General features: G+C 73.3%; 11 protein-coding genes and 1 riboswitch. Of the genes, 6 read left to right on the top strand and 5 right to left on the bottom strand.

Features of this window, described 5'->3' with window-relative positions; genetic code table 11:
• The first annotated feature begins 192 nt into the window (after positions 1 to 192).
• Positions 193 to 1,209 carry a tyrosine-type recombinase/integrase gene (locus Pma05_RS09120; protein ID WP_203856883.1) on the top strand — a complete coding sequence of 339 codons (1,017 nt, stop codon included), beginning with the start codon at positions 193 to 195 and terminating at the stop codon, positions 1,207 to 1,209.
• Here the strand turns inward: Pma05_RS09120 and Pma05_RS09125 are convergent.
• From Pma05_RS09125 to def, 3 genes are all read right to left on the bottom strand, one after another.
• Positions 1,206 to 3,944, bottom strand: coding sequence for an Hsp70 family protein (locus Pma05_RS09125; RefSeq protein WP_203856884.1), 2,739 nt, complete (start codon positions 3,942 to 3,944; stop codon positions 1,206 to 1,208). The genes Pma05_RS09120 and Pma05_RS09125 overlap by 4 nt on opposite strands.
• Before the next feature lie 369 nt (positions 3,945 to 4,313).
• Positions 4,314 to 5,093: an endonuclease/exonuclease/phosphatase family protein gene (locus tag Pma05_RS09130; RefSeq protein ID WP_203856885.1), complete on the bottom strand. Its 780-nt coding sequence runs from the start codon at positions 5,091 to 5,093 to the stop codon at positions 4,314 to 4,316.
• A 151-nt stretch (positions 5,094 to 5,244) separates the two neighbouring features.
• On the bottom strand, positions 5,245 to 5,748 hold the full coding sequence (def, locus tag Pma05_RS09135) for a peptide deformylase (protein WP_203856886.1): 504 nt from the start codon (positions 5,746 to 5,748) through the stop codon (positions 5,245 to 5,247).
• 119 nt (positions 5,749 to 5,867) lie between these two features.
• Here def and Pma05_RS09140 point away from each other — a divergent pair, with 119 nt between their 5' ends.
• Complete coding sequence (locus tag Pma05_RS09140; protein WP_239312026.1) at positions 5,868 to 8,948, top strand: SCO1167/SCO6262 family helicase; 3,081 nt, start codon at positions 5,868 to 5,870, stop codon at positions 8,946 to 8,948.
• A gap of 99 nt (positions 8,949 to 9,047) precedes the next feature.
• Complete coding sequence (locus Pma05_RS09145; protein WP_203856887.1) at positions 9,048 to 10,295, top strand: SWIM zinc finger family protein; 1,248 nt, start codon at positions 9,048 to 9,050, stop codon at positions 10,293 to 10,295.
• A gap of 24 nt (positions 10,296 to 10,319) precedes the next feature.
• Here Pma05_RS09145 and Pma05_RS09150 read toward each other — a convergent pair whose 3' ends face one another.
• Positions 10,320 to 11,537, bottom strand: coding sequence for a chorismate-binding protein (locus Pma05_RS09150; RefSeq protein ID WP_203856888.1), 1,218 nt, complete (start codon positions 11,535 to 11,537; stop codon positions 10,320 to 10,322).
• A gap of 123 nt (positions 11,538 to 11,660) precedes the next feature.
• On the opposite strand from Pma05_RS09150, the gene Pma05_RS09155 reads away from it, so the two are divergent.
• Entirely contained in the window at positions 11,661 to 11,861 is a 201-nt protein-coding gene (locus Pma05_RS09155; protein WP_101365960.1) for a DUF5999 family protein, read from the top strand.
• Positions 11,862 to 11,917: 56 nt separating this feature from the next.
• Here the strand turns inward: Pma05_RS09155 and gcvP are convergent, their stop codons facing one another.
• The gene (gcvP, locus tag Pma05_RS09160) at positions 11,918 to 14,776 is read right to left on the bottom strand and encodes an aminomethyl-transferring glycine dehydrogenase (RefSeq protein ID WP_203856889.1); all 2,859 of its coding nucleotides are present in this window, start codon (positions 14,774 to 14,776) and stop codon (positions 11,918 to 11,920) included.
• Between the two features lie 80 nt (positions 14,777 to 14,856).
• Positions 14,857 to 14,953: riboswitch (glycine riboswitch) on the bottom strand.
• Between the two features lie 328 nt (positions 14,954 to 15,281).
• Here gcvP and Pma05_RS09165 point away from each other — a divergent pair.
• Positions 15,282 to 16,955, top strand: coding sequence for an ABC transporter substrate-binding protein (locus Pma05_RS09165; RefSeq protein ID WP_203856890.1), 1,674 nt, complete (start codon positions 15,282 to 15,284; stop codon positions 16,953 to 16,955).
• 7 nt (positions 16,956 to 16,962) lie between these two features.
• Positions 16,963 to 17,946, top strand: coding sequence for an ABC transporter permease (locus Pma05_RS09170; RefSeq protein WP_203856891.1), 984 nt, complete (start codon positions 16,963 to 16,965; stop codon positions 17,944 to 17,946).
• Position 17,947: the final 1 nt, after the last annotated feature.

Genomic DNA, 17,947 nt, shown 5'->3' on the forward strand with positions numbered 1-17,947 from the left:
CGCCGTGCACCGTCACCGGCGAGAGCCGCAGCACGTGCTTGGTCTGACGGAAGCCGAGTTCGGCGCCCCTCTCCTGGTGGCTCCTCTCCTGGACCAGCGGGTCCGGCTAGCCGAGCTGGTCCGGCTCGGGAGCACCAACTTTCAAGATCATTCGACTGGCCGTACTGTCCTAAATCATGCATAATATTCGTTATGCAGGACAAAGAGGACTTTCTGCTACTCCCCCTCGTCGAGCAGTTCCTGACCTCCCGCGCCACCCGCAAGCCCTCCCCGCACACGCTGGCGGCGTACCGTCGGGATCTGCTGGCGGTCGCCCGGTTGGTCGCCGACGACCCCGCCACTCCCCTCCCCCTGGCAGCGTTGCCGATCCGCGCCCTGACCGCCCGGTCGCTGCGGGCGGCCTTCGCCCGGTTCGCCATGCCCCGGGCCGCCGCCTCGATCTACCGGGCCTGGTCCACCTGGAACGGCTTCTTCGACTTCCTGGTCGCCGAGCAGGTGGTGACCGGCAACCCGATGCCCGCCGTGGACAAGCCCCGGGTGCCACCCGCCCCACCGAAGCCGCTGCGCGGCGAGCGTACGCCGGAGCAGTTGCTGGCCGGGGTCGCCGGTCCGGACCAGCGGCAGCGTGATCCGTGGCCGGAGCGGGACCTCGTGGTACTGGCCCTGGCGCTCTGTGCGGGGCTGCGCCTGGCCGAGTTGCTGGCGTTGCGGACGGGGTCGCTGGCTGGCCGGGACGGTGAGCGCCGGGTCGAGGTGACCGGCAAGGGCAGCCGGTCCCGGTTGATTCCGGTGGAGCCGGAACTCGACCAGGTGGTCGTGGACTACCTGGAGAGCCGGCGTCGCCGGTTCGGCTCCCGTACGGTCGGGCCGGACTCGGCGCTGCTGGTCGATCGGCAGGGTGCGCCGCTACGCCGGGGTGGCCTTCAGTATCTGGTGGAGTCCTGTTACCGGCGGGCGGGGATCACCGACCGGGTTCCGCCGGGGGCACGGCTGCACGCGCTGCGGCACACCTTCGCGACCCGGTTGGCGGAGGACGGGGCGAGTGCTCCGGAGATCATGCGGCTGTTGGGGCACGCGAGTCTGGCGACGAGTCAGAACTACATCGAGGTGACCGCCGAGCAGGAGCGGGCGGCGGTGCGGGCCAACCGGACCAACCGGTCGCTGCGCCGGCTGTTGTCGGAGCGGTCGGCGGCGGGTGGGCCCGGTTAGCGGGGTGCGGCGGTGCGCAGGCCGGAGACGCTGAGGACCAGGGTCCGGCGGTCGGCGGTGACGACTCCGACCAGGTTGTCGTCGATCGCCACCTGTTCGGGGGCCTTGTCGCCGACGGCGAACCGGTTGGTGCCTTCGCCGACGGTGGTGTCCTCGACCTGTAGGTGCCAGCGCGGTGGTGATCCGCCGACGGTGCTGAGCAGGAGTCGTCCGTCGGCGGTGGCCTCGAGGCTGGCGAATTTGGGGAGTTCGCGTTCTGTCTCGCCGGTGGTGCCGTTGACGAGTCGGGGGTTGTTGATCGTGTCGAAGGTGCCGCGTCCGGTGACCAGGGTGTTGCCGTGGGCGTACCAGTTCTCGTCGGAGTGCTCGACGGTGCTGGTCCAGCGTTTGTCGCCGGTTGCGGTGTCGAGGGCGATGACGCGGTGGTCGCCGCTGTTGGTGACGGCGACGCAGACGAGGGTCGCCGCGCAGGGTTTGATCCGTTCGACGTACTCGCCGGCGGCGAGCGGCACGCTCCACTTGGCCCGGAGGTCGGGTACGGCGTAGGCGGCGAGGACGTGGTCGTCGCCGGTGGTCTTGCCGATCACCGTGTTGTCGTACGCGGTCCAGAGGTCGGGTTCGAGTGGTAGTTTGCCGCTCCCCCGGATCTTTCCGGTGTTGGCGTCGAGCACGTGGCCGCGGTCGTTGGCGGGGTCGAGTTCGACGATGGTGGTGCCGCCGCGGGGTGCGTCGTGGAGGGTTCCGGCGACGGCGGGCAGGACGCCGGGGGCGGGTGTGCCCAGGGTGCCGGGGGTGCTCCACTGCCGTACCGGTTCGGCCCGGTGTTCGCCGGAGGTGAGCAGGTCGGGTTCGCCGGGTCTGCTCCACACCTGGCGGCCGGTGCGCAGGTTGACGCGGCTGATTGCGAGGTCGTCGGAGCTGCCGAGGGTCTCGACGACGGCGTGGCTGCCGTAGTAGGCGACGTCGACGCGGTCGGGCCAGGCGCGTTGCCAGAGCACCGTGCCGTCTTTGCCGGAGAGTACGGCGCGGACGTCCTGGCCGCCGTTGGTGACGGAGTTCTCGCCGTCGACGATGATCAGGTCTTCGACGGCGGTGAGCCGGAGGTCGGTGGGTTCGATCGGCAGGGTCGCCGTCCAGCGGGGTGGGCCGGCGGAGGGGGTCAGGGCCACCACTTCGGTGCTGCGGTCGCCGGCGACGGCGGAGATCACGTCGGTGCCGTGCACGGTGACGGCGGCGGCGCCCCGGCGGGTGCCGGTGTACGCGTTGGCCTGGTCGAGGGTTCCGGCGGGTGTGGCGCCGGGGCCGAGGATGCCGAGGCCGCTGAGCTGGTTGGTCAGCCATTCGCCGCCGACGACGACGGTGCTGACGCAGCCGGCGACGGCGAGGAACGCGGTGGTGGTGACCAGGAGGCGACGGATCCGTCGGCGGCGGGGGTTGGCCGGGGGTGCCGGTCGGGCGGGGACGGGTCGTGCCGTGCTGGTGGTCGGGGCGGGTGGCTGCGGTAGCCGTGCGACGGCCGGGGTGGCTGCCGCTGGCCCGGGTACCGCTGGTCCGGTAAGCCGTGGAGGGGCGGGGCTCGCGGGTGCGGGCGGGCCGCTGGTCGGGTGGCCGGGCGGGCCGCTGGTGGGGTGGCCGGGCGGGGTGGCCGGCTGTCGCGGATCGGGTCCGGTGTGCTGGATGGCGCCGTACGCGACGGGGAGTTCGGGTTGTTCGGGGACGGTGGGTGCGATGCCGAGCCGGGCGTGTAGGCGGCTGGCGACCAGGGGCAGCCGGCTGGATCCGCCGACGAGCAGCAGGCTGCTCAGGTGTCGGGCGTCGATGCCGGCCCGGTCGAGGGTGCGGCGGGTCTCGTCGACGGCGCGGGCGACGAGTGGTCCGGCGATCCGGTCGAGTTCGTCGCGGGTGAGGTGCAGCGGGTCGTCGCGGCCGGGTACCTGGACGGGGGCGCTGGCGGTGCGGGAGAGCATTTCCTTGGCGGCGCGGACCTCGGTCCAGAAGGTCTGCCGGTCGCGGCGTTCGGCGGGGGTGTCGGGGTGCCGTAGTCGCCGCCACTGTTCGGGGTCGCGGAGTTCGACGAGTTGGCCGAGGTGGGCGACGAGGGCGTCGTCGATGTCGAGGCCGCCGAGGTCGTCGAGGCCGCCGGTGGCGAGGACGTGTGGGCCGGTGGGGTCGAGGCGGACGACGGCGACGTCGAGGGTGCCGCCGCCGAAGTCGAAGATGCCGATGCTGCCGCCGACGGGGATCTGCTGGTGGAGGATCTGGGCGCAGTAGGTGGCGGCGGCGACGGGTTCGTCGAGGAGCCGGACGGCGCCGAGGCCGGCGTCGGCGGCGGCGGTGCGGAGCAGGGTACGGCGGGGTTGGCCCCAGTCGGCGGGGCAGGTGAGTACGGTGCCGCCGGTGGGGTCGACGCCGGCGGTACGGGCTTCGTCGGCGACCCGGCGCAGGGTGGCGGTGAGGAGTCGTTCGACGGGTACCTCGTCGGTGCCGAGCAGCAGGGTGCCGTCGTCGACCCGGCGTTTCGGGTGTGGTTCGTAGCGTTGCGGGTCGGTGCCGCCGAGCCGGACGGCGTCGCGTCCGGTGTGCACGGTGCCATCGGGGGTGAGGTGGCCGGCGGAGGCGAGTAACGGGGTGCCGTCGAAGATGAGGGCCCGGGCCGGTTGGTGCGGGTCGCGGCGGACCACGGCGACGGTGTGGGTGGTGCCGAGGTCTATGGCGAGCCGGACCGGCTGGTCCACCGATGTCACCTCCGGGTGCGGCGGGCGCGGCGGGTGGGTCGGCCGCGTGCGGATGCTACTTCGCGCCGGGTTGCCGGCCGGGCGGGGGTGTCGCGGGTTCGGGCGCCTGCGCTCCCTGTCCCGGTGGCTGCTGGCTGTGGGATGTTCGGCCGGCTCGGTCTTTCCGGCGGCTGCTCGCTGGCGACCGGACGCTGGTGCGCGCCGGGTTCCGGTCGATTGCGCTCCGGGTTCCGGTCGATCCTGGACGGCGAGGAGGGCGTCGAGGTGGTCGACGAGGAGGGCGTCGAGGTGGTCGACGGTGCCGGACCGCCGCCGGGTGACCCGTGTCGTTGCCGCCGCCGGCTCGACGCCGCCCCAGAGCCGGCGTGGTCAGGCGAGGTCGACGACGAGTGGCCGGTGGTCGGAGATGGTGGCGATCGGGGCGTCGACGGCGGTGACGGCGGGCAGTGGGTGTCCGTCGCGCGGGTCGGCGAGGATGTGGTCGAGTTGGACTCGGGGTTGCCGGGCCGGGTAGGTGGGGCGGCGGGCCAGGGAGCGCCAGCCGGAGACGAGGGTGGCGAGCCCGGCCGGCAGGTTGAGGTCGCCGAGCAGGATCCGGGGCGGTGGCAGGGTACGCAGGGCGCGGATCACCTGGCGCAGTTGTCGGATGTTCCAGCCGGGTACGAAGGACAGGTGGGTGGCGGCGGCGGTGATCGGCCCGTACGGGGTGTCGAGGATGGCGGCGAGGACGACCCGGGGTTCGTCGCGGAGCATGATGATCCCGCCGCGTGGGCCGGGGTCGAGCACCGGAGAGCGTACGGGTACCGGGGCCAGCCGGGTGACCTGCCAGGTCCGGACCGGGTAGCGGCTGATCAGGCCGATGCCGTAGAGGGGTTCGCCGTGCCCGTCGTCGTCGTGGGTCAGGGGCCGGAACCGTTCGCCGGGGGTACCGACGACGGCGGCGGCGAACCGGTGTTCGGGGGCGTCCATCGCGCTCGCGGCGATGGCGGTCAGGTCGAGGTGGTTGCTGCGGGACTGGTCCCGGTCGACCTCCTGGAGGGCCAGGATGTCGGCGTCGAGGGTGGCGACCGCGGCGGCGAGCCGGGTCTCGTCGACGAGGCCGTCGTGCGGGGATCGGCCGTGCAGGAGGTTGAAGGTTGCCAGGCGCACCTGCACACCTTACGGCGGGATGTGCGACAGTTTCGGCGTGATCTTCAAAGCGCTGTGTTGTTCCGCGCTGGTCTTCGTGCTGCTGGGCGCGGTCGGTGTCTGGTTGCGGCGTCGGCGGAGCCGCTGACCCGGGGGCCGGCTCCGGCTGGGGTCACCGGTCGGGGGTGGCGAACCGTCCGGCGCGGATTTCCCGCAGGGCGCGGCGTCGGGTGTCGCCGCGCAGGGTGTCGACGTAGAGGCGGCCGGCGAGGTGGTCGGTCTCGTGTTGCAGGGCGCGGGCGAGGAAGCCGCTGCCGGTGATGGTGAGCGGTTCGCCGTACTGGTCGACGCCGTGTGCGGTGGCGTGCATGGCGCGCGGGGTCGGGAAGTAGAAGCCGGGTACGGAGAGGCAGCCTTCGTCGTCGTCCTGTGTTTCGGTGGAGAGTTCGAGGGTGGGGTTGATCAGGTGGCCGCGCTGCCCGTCGGCGTCGTAGACGAAGACCTGGGCGCTGATGCCGATCTGCGGTGCGGCGACTCCGGCTCGGCCGGGTGCGCCGAGGAGGGTGTCCATCAGGTCGGTGACCAGCTTACGTAGTGCGGCGTCGAAGCTGGTGACCGGTTCGGACGGGGTGCGGAGCACGGGGTCTCCGATGATCCGGATGGGCCGCATCGTCATGACCGGAACCCTATCGGTTCGTTACCCGCCCGGGTGTCCCGGCGCACTCGCCCGTCGGCCTGCCCGTCGTCCCGTAGGTAGGGCCGGCGGGCTCGGACGGAATTTCCGTACAGTGTATAATGTCCCGGGCCGGTACGGGTGGCGCCCTGGTCGGTGGGAGTTCCGAGGCGGGGCGGCTGGCGGACGAGGGGGCACGACCGGAGATGCGACCGAAGGCGACGGCGGAAGCCGGAACACCGCCCCGAACCCGGGACCGGCGCATCGGTGGCCCGGACGACCGGTGGCCGGCGAACTGTGCGGTGGTGTTCGAGCCGTCCGATCCGCCCCGGGCCGGTGTGCTGGCGTTCTGGCGGCCGGACGGCGGTCGGCTGCCGGACGGCGGGCCGGGACGGGACGGCGAGCTGACGGTCGTCGTACCGGACGGGGCCGGAGTGCGCGCCGAGGTGGTGCCGGCCCGCCGGCTGCCGGTCGGCGACGCGCTGCCGCTGCTGCTGGCCATGCGCGAGAAGGTGAGGGCGGCCGAGAGCGACCACCCGGCACCGGCCGACCCGGCGCTGGCGTACTGGGCGGCGGCGACGGTGCTGGCCCTGCACCTGGTGGCCCGGCGCCGGATCCTGCCGACGGTGTCACCGGCCGGCTTCGACGCCTGGACGGTCGGGGCGCTGGACGCGGCCGACGCGGGCCGGATCCGGGAACTCGCGGCGGCGATGCCGGCCCGGGCCCGGGCGAATCCGGTCCCGACCGACGAGGCACCGCCGACCGACGACCGCAGCCAGCTCGCGCAGCCGGGCCGACCCCCGTCCCCGCCCAAGGACGAGTCCGTGGCCCGGCAGGACGAGCCCGTGGTGGGCCCGGTCCTGCCGGACGCGGCCGGCCTGCTGCGCGGCTTCCTCGACGCGGTCGCCGACACCCTGCCCCGGTCCCCCGCCGCCCGGCACGCCGCCGGCACCGACGCGTACGCCGCGACGGCGCCGCAGTCGGTACCCCGGCTGCGCGGCTGGGCGGAGGAGGTCCGCGCCGGTCTGGACTCCGGGATACACGTCTCGGTGCGGCTGGAGCCGGTCGACGGCGACTTCACCCGGCCCGGGCTGCGCGCGGTGGTACAGGTGCACAGCCTCGTCGACCCGGCGCTGGTGGTCGACGCCGCCGCGCTGTGGCAGGGGGACGTCGCCGGGTTCGGGCCACGGGCCCGGCTCGACACCACACTCGCGGTCCGCCGCGCCGCCGGTGTCTGGCCGCCGCTGCGGCACCTGCTCGACGCCGCCGTCCCCGACGAACTCCTGCTGACCGACGAGGAGGTCACCGAGCTGGTCGCCGACGCGGCCGGCCGGCTCGACGCGGCCGGGGTACCGGTGCACTGGCCCCGCGAGCTGGCGGCCGGGCTGACCTCCCGGGCGGTACTCGGCGCCGCCGAGGAGCCGCCGTCGGACCTGGCCGCCTTCTTCGGCGGCGACGGGCTGCTGCACGTCGACTGGCAGCTCGCCCTCGGCGGGCGACCGCTCACCGCCGCCGAACTGGATCTGCTCGCCGAGGCGCACCGGCCGGTGGTCCGGCTGCGCGACCAGTGGATACTGCTCGACCCGGAACTGGCCGCCCGGGCCCGCAAGCCGGGGCTGCCGCCGGTCGGCGCGATCGAGGCGCTCGGCGCCGCGCTGACCGGGACGGTCGAGGTCGACGGGCGGCCGGTGGAGGTGGACGCCACCGGCTGGCTGGCCGGGCTGCGGCGGCGGATCGCCGACCCGGAGCCGGCCGCCGGCGCCGGGCCGGAGCGGGTCGCGGTGCCGGCCGGGCTGACCGCCACGCTCCGGGACTACCAGCTGCGTGGGTTGCGCTGGCTGGCCCGGATGACGGAGCTGGGGCTGGGCGGCTGCCTCGCCGACGACATGGGGCTCGGCAAGACCGTCACGCTGATCGCGCTGCACCTGCACCGGCAGGCGGATCCGGCGACCGCCGGCCCGACCCTGGTGGTCTGCCCCGCCTCGCTGCTCGGCAACTGGGAGCGCGAGATCGGCCGGTTCGCCCCCGGCACCCCGGTACGCCGCTTCCACGGCGGCCGACGCAGCCTGGACGCGCTGACCGACGGGTTCCTGCTGACCACGTACGGGACGATGCGGCTGGACGTCGAGCGGCTCGCCGCCGTGCGGTGGGGCCTGGTCGTCGCCGACGAGGCGCAGCACGTGAAGAACCGCGCCTCGGGTACCGCTCGGGCGCTGCGTCGGATCCCGGCCGCCGCCCGGGTCGCCCTCACCGGTACGCCGGTGGAGAACAACCTGACCGAACTGTGGGCGATCCTGGACTGGACCACTCCCGGGCTGCTCGGCCCGCTGTCCCGGTTCCGGGCCCGGTGGGCGGGGCCGATCGAGTCCGGTCGGGATCCGGCGGCGGCGGGTCGGCTGGCCCGGCTGATCGCGCCGTTCCTGCTGCGCCGCCGCAAGTCGGATCCGGGGATCGCTCCGGAGCTGCCGCCGAAGACCGAGACCGACCATCCGGTCGGGCTGACCGGTGAGCAGGCCGGCCTCTACGAGGCGGTGGTCCGGGAGACGCTGGCGCGGATCCGGGACAGCACCGGGATGGCCCGCCGTGGCCTGGTGCTGGAGTTGCTGACCTCGTTGAAGCAGGTCTGCAACCATCCGGCGCACTACCTGCGGGAGGCGCGACCTCGGCTGGCCGGCCGCTCCGGCAAGCTGGAGCTGCTCGACGAGCTGGTCGACACGATCCTCGCCGAACACGGCGCGGTACTGGTCTTCACCCAGTACGTCGCGATGGCCCGGCTGATCGAGCGGCATCTCGGCGACCGGGGCGTACCGACCGAGTTGCTGCACGGCGGCACCCCGGTGGCCCGCCGCGACGAGCAGGTACGCCGGTTCCAGGCCGGTGAGGTGCCGGTCTTCCTGCTGTCGCTGCGGGCGGCCGGGACGGGGCTGAACCTGACCCGGGCCGACCACGTGGTGCACTACGACCGGTGGTGGAACCCGGCCGTCGAGGAGCAGGCCACCGACCGGGCGTACCGGATCGGGCAGACCCGTCCGGTGCAGGTGCACCGGCTGGTCACCGAGGGGACGGTCGAGGACCGGATCGCCGCCCTGCTCGCCGTGAAGCGGGACCTCGCCGACGCGGTACTGACCGGCGGGGAGGCCGCGTTGACCGAACTCTCCGACGCCGAACTGGCGTCCCTGGTCGAGTTGCGCGGGCCGGCGTGACCGGGATCGGGTGCGGGGCGCGGTGCACCGGCTCCGGTCGCCCCGAGCCGCAGGACGACGGCAGCCGGTGGCCGCGCCCGCCGTGGAAGGTGGGGGCCGATGAGTAGCGGCGACGACCGGGTCCGGGGCTTTCCGGCGTTCCCGCCGGGGCGGCGTGCCCGGCAGAGCCGCTCCTGGTGGGGGGACGCCTGGATCCGCGCCCTGGAGGAGACCGCGCTGGACCAGACGCTGCTGCGCCGGGGGCGGCGGGCGGCGTCGGCCGGGCAGGTCGGCTCGATCACCGTCAGCCCGGGCCGGATCGCGGCCGAGGTGCACGACGGGGTACGGGACCTGCCGTACCGGACCCGGGTCTTCGTGGAGCCGATGACCGACGCGCAGTGGTCCCGATTCCTGGGCCAGGTGGCGGCGAAGGCCGGGCACATCGCCGCGCTGCTGGACGGGGAGATGCCGCGCGACCTGGCGTCGGCGGCCGACGATGCCGGGATCGCCCTGCTGCCCGGGCTCGGCGACCTGCAACCGGAGTGCGACTGCCCGGAGTGGGCGGCGGCGGCCTGCCGGCACGCCGCCGCGCTCTGCTACCAGGTGGCCTGGCTGCTCGACGCCGACCCGTTCCTGCTGCTGCTGATCCGGGGCCGGGGTGCCCGGGAGGTACTCGCCGAGTTGCGCCGCCGAGGCCACCGGCCGGCGGCCGACGCGCGACCGGAGGCGCCGGCCGGTCGGTCCGGCGCCGGGGTGCCGGCCGCGCGGGCGTACGCGCGGCCGGATCCGCCGCTGCCCGCCCCGCCACCACCGCCGGAGCCTGGGGTGTCCGGGCCGGTGCTGCCGGAGGCGCCGGGTATCGCGGCGGAGGTGCTGCGCGGGCTGGTCGAGAACGCCGCCGTACGGGCCGCCGCGCTGCTCGGCGCCGCCCCGTACGGTGCCGGCCCGCCGCTGGCGCTGCCGGAACGGGTGGACGCGGTCCGGCTCGCGGTCGGGGCGAGCGGTCCGGTGCTGGCCCGGCTGCGCCAGGCCGGCGCCCGGACCGCCCGGGAGTTCAGCCGGGCCGTCCGGGCCTGGGAGTACGGCGGGCACCCCGGCCTGTCGGTACTCGACGAGCCGTGGGCTCCGCCGCCGGTACGGCTGGCCCGGGCCCGGGCCGAGCTGGCCGCCGGCTGGGCCGGTGACGACCCGCCGCAGCCGCAGGTGTGGCGCAACCGGTGGACGTTCCCCCGGCACCGGGCCCAGTTGCGGTACGGCCGCGACGGCCGCTGGTACCCGTACCGGGAGCTGACCGACGGCGACTGGTGGCCGGCCGGGGTACCCCGGGACGACCCGGCCGACGCGCTCGCCGATCTGCTCGGCGCCTGACCGGACCGCCGGCCGGCGCGGTGGTCAGCGGGCCCGGTGGTGGGGGCCGGCCAGGGTGGCCCGGACCGGGCCGGACTTGGCGGCCGCCTCGGCGACCTCGGCCGCCGGGTCGCTGCCCCAGGTGATGCCGCCGCCGGCCCAGACGTGCACCCGGTCGGCGTCGACCGCCGCGGTCCGGATGGTCAACCCCAGGTCGATCCGGTCCGGGCCGATCCAGCCCAGTCCGCCCATGCTGGCGCCCCGGCCGACCGGTTCCAGGGCGGCGATCTGGGCCAGGGCGGCGAGCTTGGGCGCACCGGTGACCGACCCGCCGGGGCAGACCGCGCGGAGCAGGTCGGCCAGCCCGCACCCGTCGACGAGGGTGGCCGAGACGGTCGACTCGGCCTGCCACAGGTCGGACCAGCGCCGGATCGCGTAGAGCTGGTCGACCCGGACGGTGCCGGTACGGGCAATCCGGGCCAGGTCGTTGCGCTCCAGGTCGACGATCATCACGTGTTCGGCGCGTTCCTTGGCGGACTCCAGCAGTTCCCGTCGGCCGGGGCCGGTCGCCGGCCGGGTGCCCTTGATCGGCCGGGTGTAGATCATGCCGCCGGTCACCTCGACCAGGGTTTCCGGGGAGGCGCAGCCGATCGCCCAGCCGGCGCCGGTGAGCACGCCGCCGTACCGGGCGCCGGGTAGCCGGGCCAGCCGGTGCAGCGCCGGCAGCGGGTCTCCGGCGTACCGGGCGGAGCCGTGGCCGACGACGTTGACCTGGTAGACGTCGCCGGCCGCGATGGCGTCCCGGGCCCGCCGGACCGCGTCGGCGTGCCGCTGCGGCGTCCAGCTCTCATCCCACGGGCCGAGTTCCCAGTCGCCGGCCGGGCGCCGCCGGGGCCAGCCGTCCGCCGGGGCGGTGCCGTGCCGGTAGACCACCGCGACCAGGTCGGGGACGGCGGGCGCAGGGCTGGCCGGGCCGGCCGCCGCGCCGACCATCCGGGCTCCGGCGGCGGCGGAGACGAAGACGGCGGCGCCGCAGACCGTGCCGGCCGGGCCGTCCGGCCGGTGGACGCCGGGCCGGGTCAGGTCGCGGACCGGCAGGCCGTGTCCGGCGAGGAACTCTTCCAGCAGCGTGGCGGGGTCGTCCGGGCCATCCGCCCGGCATTGAAGCCGGTCGTGTTCGACGAGCCGGGGTGCGCAGCCCGCCGGCGCTCCCGGCGGCGCGAATGGGAGCGCTTCCACGACGTACGGATAAATCTGCCTCATCCGAAAAGTGGATTCTTCCGGTCAGAGACGGATACCCGCTCGTCATCACTGGGCGTGAGGGGGTACCGTCCGTCACTGGTCATGTGAACCATGCCACAGCGCCCCCATAGTCCGGAGAACCCGATGTGCCAGCACGAACCGACCTGCCCCTCCGCTGAAGCAACCGACCGGGAAGCGGCCCGCGTCCTCGCCTGCTTCCGTGAGCAGGGGTGGAGCCTGCTCTGCAATGGCGTCATCCTCTTCGAGGACACCGGCGAGCTGCTGCCCGACGGCAGCACCATAGCGCCGCACCGCGGTCCGGCCCGACACGCCCTGGTCGGCTGATCCATCACTTACAGTGACCGGCCGACGCCTGGTGCGCCGGCCGGTCATCCCGGTCACTACTCGAACGCCTCCGGCGGCGGGCAGGCGCAGACCAGGTTGCGGTCTCCGTAGGCGCCGTCGATCCGGCGTACCGGCGGCCAGTACTTCGCCCGCCGGTCGACCCCGGTCGGATAGCCGGCCACCGACCGCGGGTACGGGTGCGGCCACTCGTCCCCGGTCACCATCGCCGCGGTGTGCGGCGCGTTGGCGAGCGGGTTGTCCCCCTTCGGCCAGTCACCTGACCCGACCTTGTCGATCTCGGCCCGGATCGCGATCATCGCGTCGCAGAACCGGTCGAGTTCGGCCAGGTCCTCGCTCTCGGTCGGCTCCACCATCAGGGTGCCGGCGACCGGGAACGACATCGTCGGGGCGTGGAAGCCGTAGTCGACCAGCCGCTTCGCCACGTCGTCCACGCTGACCCCGGTCGCCTTGGTCAGCGGCCGTAGGTCGAGGATGCACTCGTGCGCGACCAGGCCCTTGTTGCCGGCGTAGAGCACCGGGTAGTGGCCGCGCAGCCGGGCCGCGACGTAGTTGGCGGCCAGTACCGCCACCCCGGTCGCCCGGCGCAGCCCGTCCGGCCCCATCAACCGCAGGTACGCCCACGGGATCGGCAGGATCCCGGCCGAGCCGTACCGGGCCGCCGAGATCGCCGGCCGGGCCGCTCCGTCCGCACCGAGCGGGTCGCCGGGCAGGTACGCCGCCAGGTGGGCCCGGACCGCCACCGGGCCTACCCCGGGCCCGCCGCCCCCGTGCGGGATGCAGAACGTCTTGTGCAGGTTCAGGTGTGACACGTCGGCGCCGAACCGGCCCGGCTTGGCGTACCCGAGCAGGGCGTTGAGGTTCGCGCCGTCGACGTACACCTGGCCGCCGGCGTCGTGCACCTTGGCGCAGAGCGCGGCGATGCCGCCCTCGTAGACCCCGTGGGTGGACGGGTAGGTGACCATGATCGCGGCGAGGGTGTCCCGGTGCGCCTCGATCCTGCGGTCCAGGTCGGCCAGGTCGACGTCGCCGTCGGTGTCGCAGCCGACCACCACCACCCGCATCCCGGCCATCACCGCACTGGCCGCGTTGGTGCCGTGCGCCGAGGACGGGATCAGGCAGACGTCCCGGTGCCCCTCGCCCCGGTCGCGGTGGTAGGCGCGGATCGCCAGCAGGCCGGCGAGTTCGCCCTGTGAGCCGGCGTTCGGCTGCACGCTGACCGCGTCGTAGCCGGTCACCTCGGCGAGCCAGCCCTCCAGGATGGCGACCAGGTCGCGGTAGCCGGCGGTCTGGTCGGCCGGGGCGAACGGGTGCACGTCGGCGAACTCGGGCCAGCTCACCGGTTCCATCTCGGTGGTGGCGTTCAGCTTCATCGTGCAGGAGCCGAGCGGGATCATGCCCCGGTCGAGGGCGTAGTCGAGGTCGGCGAGCCGGCGCAGGTAGCGCAGCATCGCCGTCTCCGAGTGGTGCGACCGGAAGACCGGGTGGGTCAGGTAGTCGCTGCTCCGGGCGATCTCCGCCGGCAGGGCGGTGGCCGGTGCCGCCGGGGCCACGGCCTGTCCGGCGACGGCGCCGAAGGCGGCCCAGACGGTCGTCAGGTGCGCCTCGGTGGTGGTCTCGTCGCAGGCGATCCCGACCTGGTCGGCGTCGACCAGCCGCAGGTTGATCCCGCGTCGTCCGGCCTCGGCGACCACCTCGGCGGCCCGGCCCGGGAACCGGGCCAGCACGGTGTCGAAGAACGCCTCGTGTACCACCTCGACGCGATCGAGGGTGCGTAGCCCGGCGGCGAGGGCCGCGGTCCGCCGGTGGGTCCGCTCGGCGATCGCCCGCAGCCCGGCCGGGCCGTGGTAGACGGCGTACATGCTGGCCATCACGGCGAGCAGCACCTGGGCGGTGCAGATGTTGCTGGTCGCCTTCTCCCGGCGGATGTGCTGTTCCCGGGTCTGTAGCGCCAGCCGGTAGGCGGGATCGCCGGCCGCGTCCCGGGAGACCCCGACCAACCGGCCGGGCAGCATCCGCTCCAGTCCGGCCCGGACCGCCAGGTAGCCGGCGTGCGGGCCACCGAAGCCCATCGGTACGCCGAACCGCTGGGTGGTGCCGGCGGCGATGTCGGCGCCGATCTCGCCGGGTGGCCGGAGCAGGGTCAGCGCGAGCAGGTCGGCGGCGACGGTGACCAGTGCCCCGGCGGCGTGTGCGGCGTCGACCAGCGGGGTGTGGTCGCGGACCGCTCCGGAGGCGCCCGGGTACTGCAGGTGCAGGCCGAAGTACTCCGCCGGCAGCGGCTCGGTGCGCAGGTCGAGGACGCGTACCTCGATGCCGAGCGGCTCGGCCCGGGTGGCCAGTACGGCGAGGGTCTGCGGCAGGGTGTCGGCGTCGACGACGTACACGCTGCTCTTGTTCTTGCCGGCGCGGCGGGCGAGGGTCATCGCCTCGGCCGCCGCGGTGCCCTCGTCGAGCATCGAGGCGTTCGCGGTGGCCAGCCCGGTCAGGTCGGTGACCATGGTCTGGAAGTTCAGCAGTGCCTCCAGGCGGCCCTGACTGATCTCCGGCTGGTACGGCGTGTACGCGGTATACCAGGCCGGGTTCTCCAGCACGTTGCGGCGGATCACCGCCGGGGTGTGGGTGCCGGAGTAGCCGAGGCCGATCATCGAGACCGCGACGGTGTTCCGGGCGGCCAGCGCGCGCAGCTCGGCGACCACCTCCTGCTCGGTGGCGGCCGGCGGCAGGTCGAGGCCGCCGGTCCAGCGGATCACCTCGGGGATCGCGGCATCCATCAGGTCGTCGACCGAGTCGTAGCCGACGGTCTCCAGCATCCGGCGTTCGGCGTCGGTGTCCGGGCCGATGTGCCGGTCGGCGAACTGCCTGCCGTCACGGGTGGGGTGCTGCGCTGTGGTCATGGGGGACGCTCCCGGGCGAGGTCGAGGCTGCCACCTCCCCCTCTGTCACGCTCCGCAACGTCGCGGGCGCTCCACAGTCGCCTGCCCGCGGGCTCCTTTTGCCTGAGAGGTTCCGGGGAGGATTTGCCCCTTCGGCGCCGCCCGACGCTGCCGGGCGGTCTCTCGCTCGCGAGTGGTGTCGGCGTTGGCAACGGTACCAGTGACCGGATTTCCGTCGGGTTTCGGCCGGTCCCCGTTGATCACCGTCAGCAGCGTCGGACCTGCGGGGGCGGTCGGGCCGCCGGCCGGGCCGGGGCCATCGGCAGAACCGGTTAAGCAGCGCGCCTCCGGCTCGCCTTCCGGCGGATTTCAGGTCTGGCCGTGCGTGTCCGGCCCGGGCGGGTGCGGCGGGTAGCGATCGTTTGTCGTCTATTGACTCTGAACCGGTTCGGTGTTGTCATCGATCTCACCCGCCCCGGACACCAGGCGGCAACCCGTCCGAAATCCCCCGACCCGGGAGGCAACGATGCGCCCCACCCTCGCCCGCCGGCTGCTCGCCGCGCTGGCCACGGCGGCGCTGGCCGTCGGTGTCACCGCCGGCTGCGGCGACGACGGCGACCGGTCCTCGGCCGCCGAGGGCAAGATCATCAACGTCTTCTCGGGGGCGAACGCCGGGTTCGTACCCAACTTCAATCCGTTCTCCCAGAACAGCGTCGCCGGCACGATGAGCGTGCTCTACGAGTCGCTGCTTTACTTCAACGCCGCCCGGGCCGACGACGTGCAGCCGCAGCTCGCCACCGGCTACGAGTTCGCCGACGACGGCCGGCGGCTGAACCTGACGATCCGGGAGGGGGTGAAGTGGAGCGACGGTACGCCGTTCTCGGCCGAGGACGTGGCGTTCACCTTCAACCTGATCCGGGACAACCCGAAGATCAACCAGAGCGGGCTGCCGATCGTCGAGGCGGTCGCCACCGACCCGACCCACGCCTCGATCACCTTCAGCCAGGGCGTCTACACCCAGCTCAACCTGATCGCCGGCCGGACCTGGATCGTGCCGAAGCACCTCTGGACGACCATCCCCGACCCGTCCGCCTTCACCAACGAGAAGCCGGTCGGCACCGGCGCGTTCACGCTGGCCTCGTTCAGCCAGCAGAACTACGTCTTCGAACGCAACCCCAACTACTGGGAGACCGGCAAGCCGAAGATCAAGGGGATGCGGTTCCACCAGTTCGCCAGCGCGGACAGCGCGATCGCGGCGCTCGCCGCCGGCCAGCTCGACTGGGCCGGCTCGTTCATCGCCGACATCGACAAGCAGTACGTCAGCAAGGATCCCGAGCACAACAAATACATCAACGAGTCGCAGCTCTACCTGACCAACCTGATCCCGAACCTGGAGCGGGCGCCGTTCGACAGCGCCGCGGTGCGCAAGGCGATCAGTCTGGCCCTGGATCGGGACCAGCTCATCCGGCTGGCCTTCTCCGGCTACGGCAAGGAGGCCAGTCCGGCGCAGCTGCCCCGGCCGCTCTGGGACGACTACATCAAGCCGGAGTACCGGGACCGGAAGCTGGAGTTCGACCCGGCCCGGGCCGAGCAGACCCTCCAGCAGGACGGCTGGGCCAAGGGCGCCGACGGGATCTACGCCAAGGCCGGCCGACGGCTCTCCTTCACGGTCAAGGTGGTACAGGGCTACAACGACTACATCTCCGCGTTGCAAATCATGACCCAGTCCCTGAAGTCGGTCGGCATCGAGCTGAAGACCCAGGAGATCTCGTTCACCGCCTTCTCCACCGACCAGCAGACCGGCGACTTCGACGTGATCATGACCAATCTGTACAGCGAGGGCACTCCCTACTCCTGGTACAGCCGGGCGTTCTCCACTGCCCGGACCGCGCCGCTGGGCCAGCAGGCCGGCTCCAACTATGGCCGCTTCCGCAACGCCGCCGTCGACGCCGCACTGCTGGCGATGGAGACCACCCCGCCGGAGGCGAAGGACGCGATCAGGGAACAACTGTTCAAGATCCAGGACGTGATCATGGAGGAGTTGCCGTACATCCCGATCCAGCAGTCCAGTTCGCTGATCGAGTACCGGACCGAGAACCTCGGCAACTTCCCCACCGAGCAGAACCACTACGCGCTGACCACCCCGTACAACGGGCCGGACATGGGGATCGTGGCCAAGAACCTCACCCCGGCCGGCTGAGCACCCGATGCGGTACCTGCGGCGCAAGGCGCTGTTCTACCTGGTCGCGGTCTGGGCGGCGGTCACCCTCAACTTCCTGATCCCCCGGCTGATCAAGGGCAACCCGGTCGACGCCGTACTGGCCAAGACGCAGAACATGACCCCGATGTCGCCGGAGGCCCGCCGCGCCCTGGAGTTGCAGTTCGGGGTCTCCGACGACCCGCTCTGGCAGCAGTACCTCGGCTATCTCGGCAACCTGCTGCGCGGCGAGTTCGGGCTGTCGGTCGCCTACTACCCGACCCCGGTGTCGAAGGTACTCAGCCAGAGCCTGCCGTGGACGGTGGTGATGGTCGGCATCGCCACCGTACTCAGCGTGCTGCTCGGGATCACCCTCGGCATGCTCGCCGGCTGGCGTCGCGGCACCTGGCTGGACGCGCTGGTGCCGACCACCACCTTCCTGGCCGCCATCCCGTACTTCTGGCTCGCGCTCGTGCTGCTCTACCTGCTCGGCGGGGTGCTCGGCTGGTTCCCGCTGAACAGCGGCTACAGCTACGAGACCACCATCGGGTTCAACTGGCCGTTCCTGCGCAGCGCGATCTACCACGGCATCCTGCCGGCGGCCTCGATCGTGCTCGCCTCGGTCGCCGGCTGGCTGCTCGGGATGCGCAACATGATGGTCTCCACGATGGCCGAGGACTACGTGCTGACCGCCGAGGCCAAGGGGCTGCGCCCGGGCCGGATCATGGTCCAGTACGCGGCCCGCAACGCCGTACTGCCCAGCGTCGCCGGGTTCGCCATCACCCTCGGCTTCGTGGTCAGCGGCTCCATCGCCACCGAGATCGTCTTCTCCTATCCCGGCGTCGGGATGAGCCTGGTCGCTGCGGTCGCGAACGCCGACTACCCGCTGTTGCAGGGCATCTTCCTGGTCATCTCGCTGGCCGTGCTCGGCGCCAACTTCGTCGTCGACCTGCTGTACGCGGTGATCGACCCCCGTACCCGGCAGGCCGGCTGAG

This window comes from Plantactinospora mayteni (assembly GCF_016862935.1).
GTDB lineage: Bacteria > Actinomycetota > Actinomycetes > Mycobacteriales > Micromonosporaceae > Plantactinospora > Plantactinospora mayteni.

Bases quoted from the DNA above. Each gene is read 5' to 3' on its own strand.
- Pma05_RS09120 (WP_203856883.1), top strand. From the start codon at position 193: ATGCAGGACAAAGAGGACTTTCTGCTACTCCCCCTCGTCGAGCAGTTC.
- def (WP_203856886.1), bottom strand. From the start codon at position 5,748: ATGACGATGCGGCCCATCCGGATCATCGGAGACCCCGTGCTCCGCACC.
- Pma05_RS09140 (WP_239312026.1), top strand. From the start codon at position 5,868: ATGTCCCGGGCCGGTACGGGTGGCGCCCTGGTCGGTGGGAGTTCCGAG.
- Pma05_RS09145 (WP_203856887.1), top strand. From the start codon at position 9,048: ATGAGTAGCGGCGACGACCGGGTCCGGGGCTTTCCGGCGTTCCCGCCG.
- Pma05_RS09150 (WP_203856888.1), bottom strand. From the start codon at position 11,537: ATGAGGCAGATTTATCCGTACGTCGTGGAAGCGCTCCCATTCGCGCCG.
- Pma05_RS09155 (WP_101365960.1), top strand. From the start codon at position 11,661: ATGTGCCAGCACGAACCGACCTGCCCCTCCGCTGAAGCAACCGACCGG.
- gcvP (WP_203856889.1), bottom strand. From the start codon at position 14,776: ATGACCACAGCGCAGCACCCCACCCGTGACGGCAGGCAGTTCGCCGAC.
- Pma05_RS09165 (WP_203856890.1), top strand. From the start codon at position 15,282: ATGCGCCCCACCCTCGCCCGCCGGCTGCTCGCCGCGCTGGCCACGGCG.
- Pma05_RS09170 (WP_203856891.1), top strand. From the start codon at position 16,963: ATGCGGTACCTGCGGCGCAAGGCGCTGTTCTACCTGGTCGCGGTCTGG.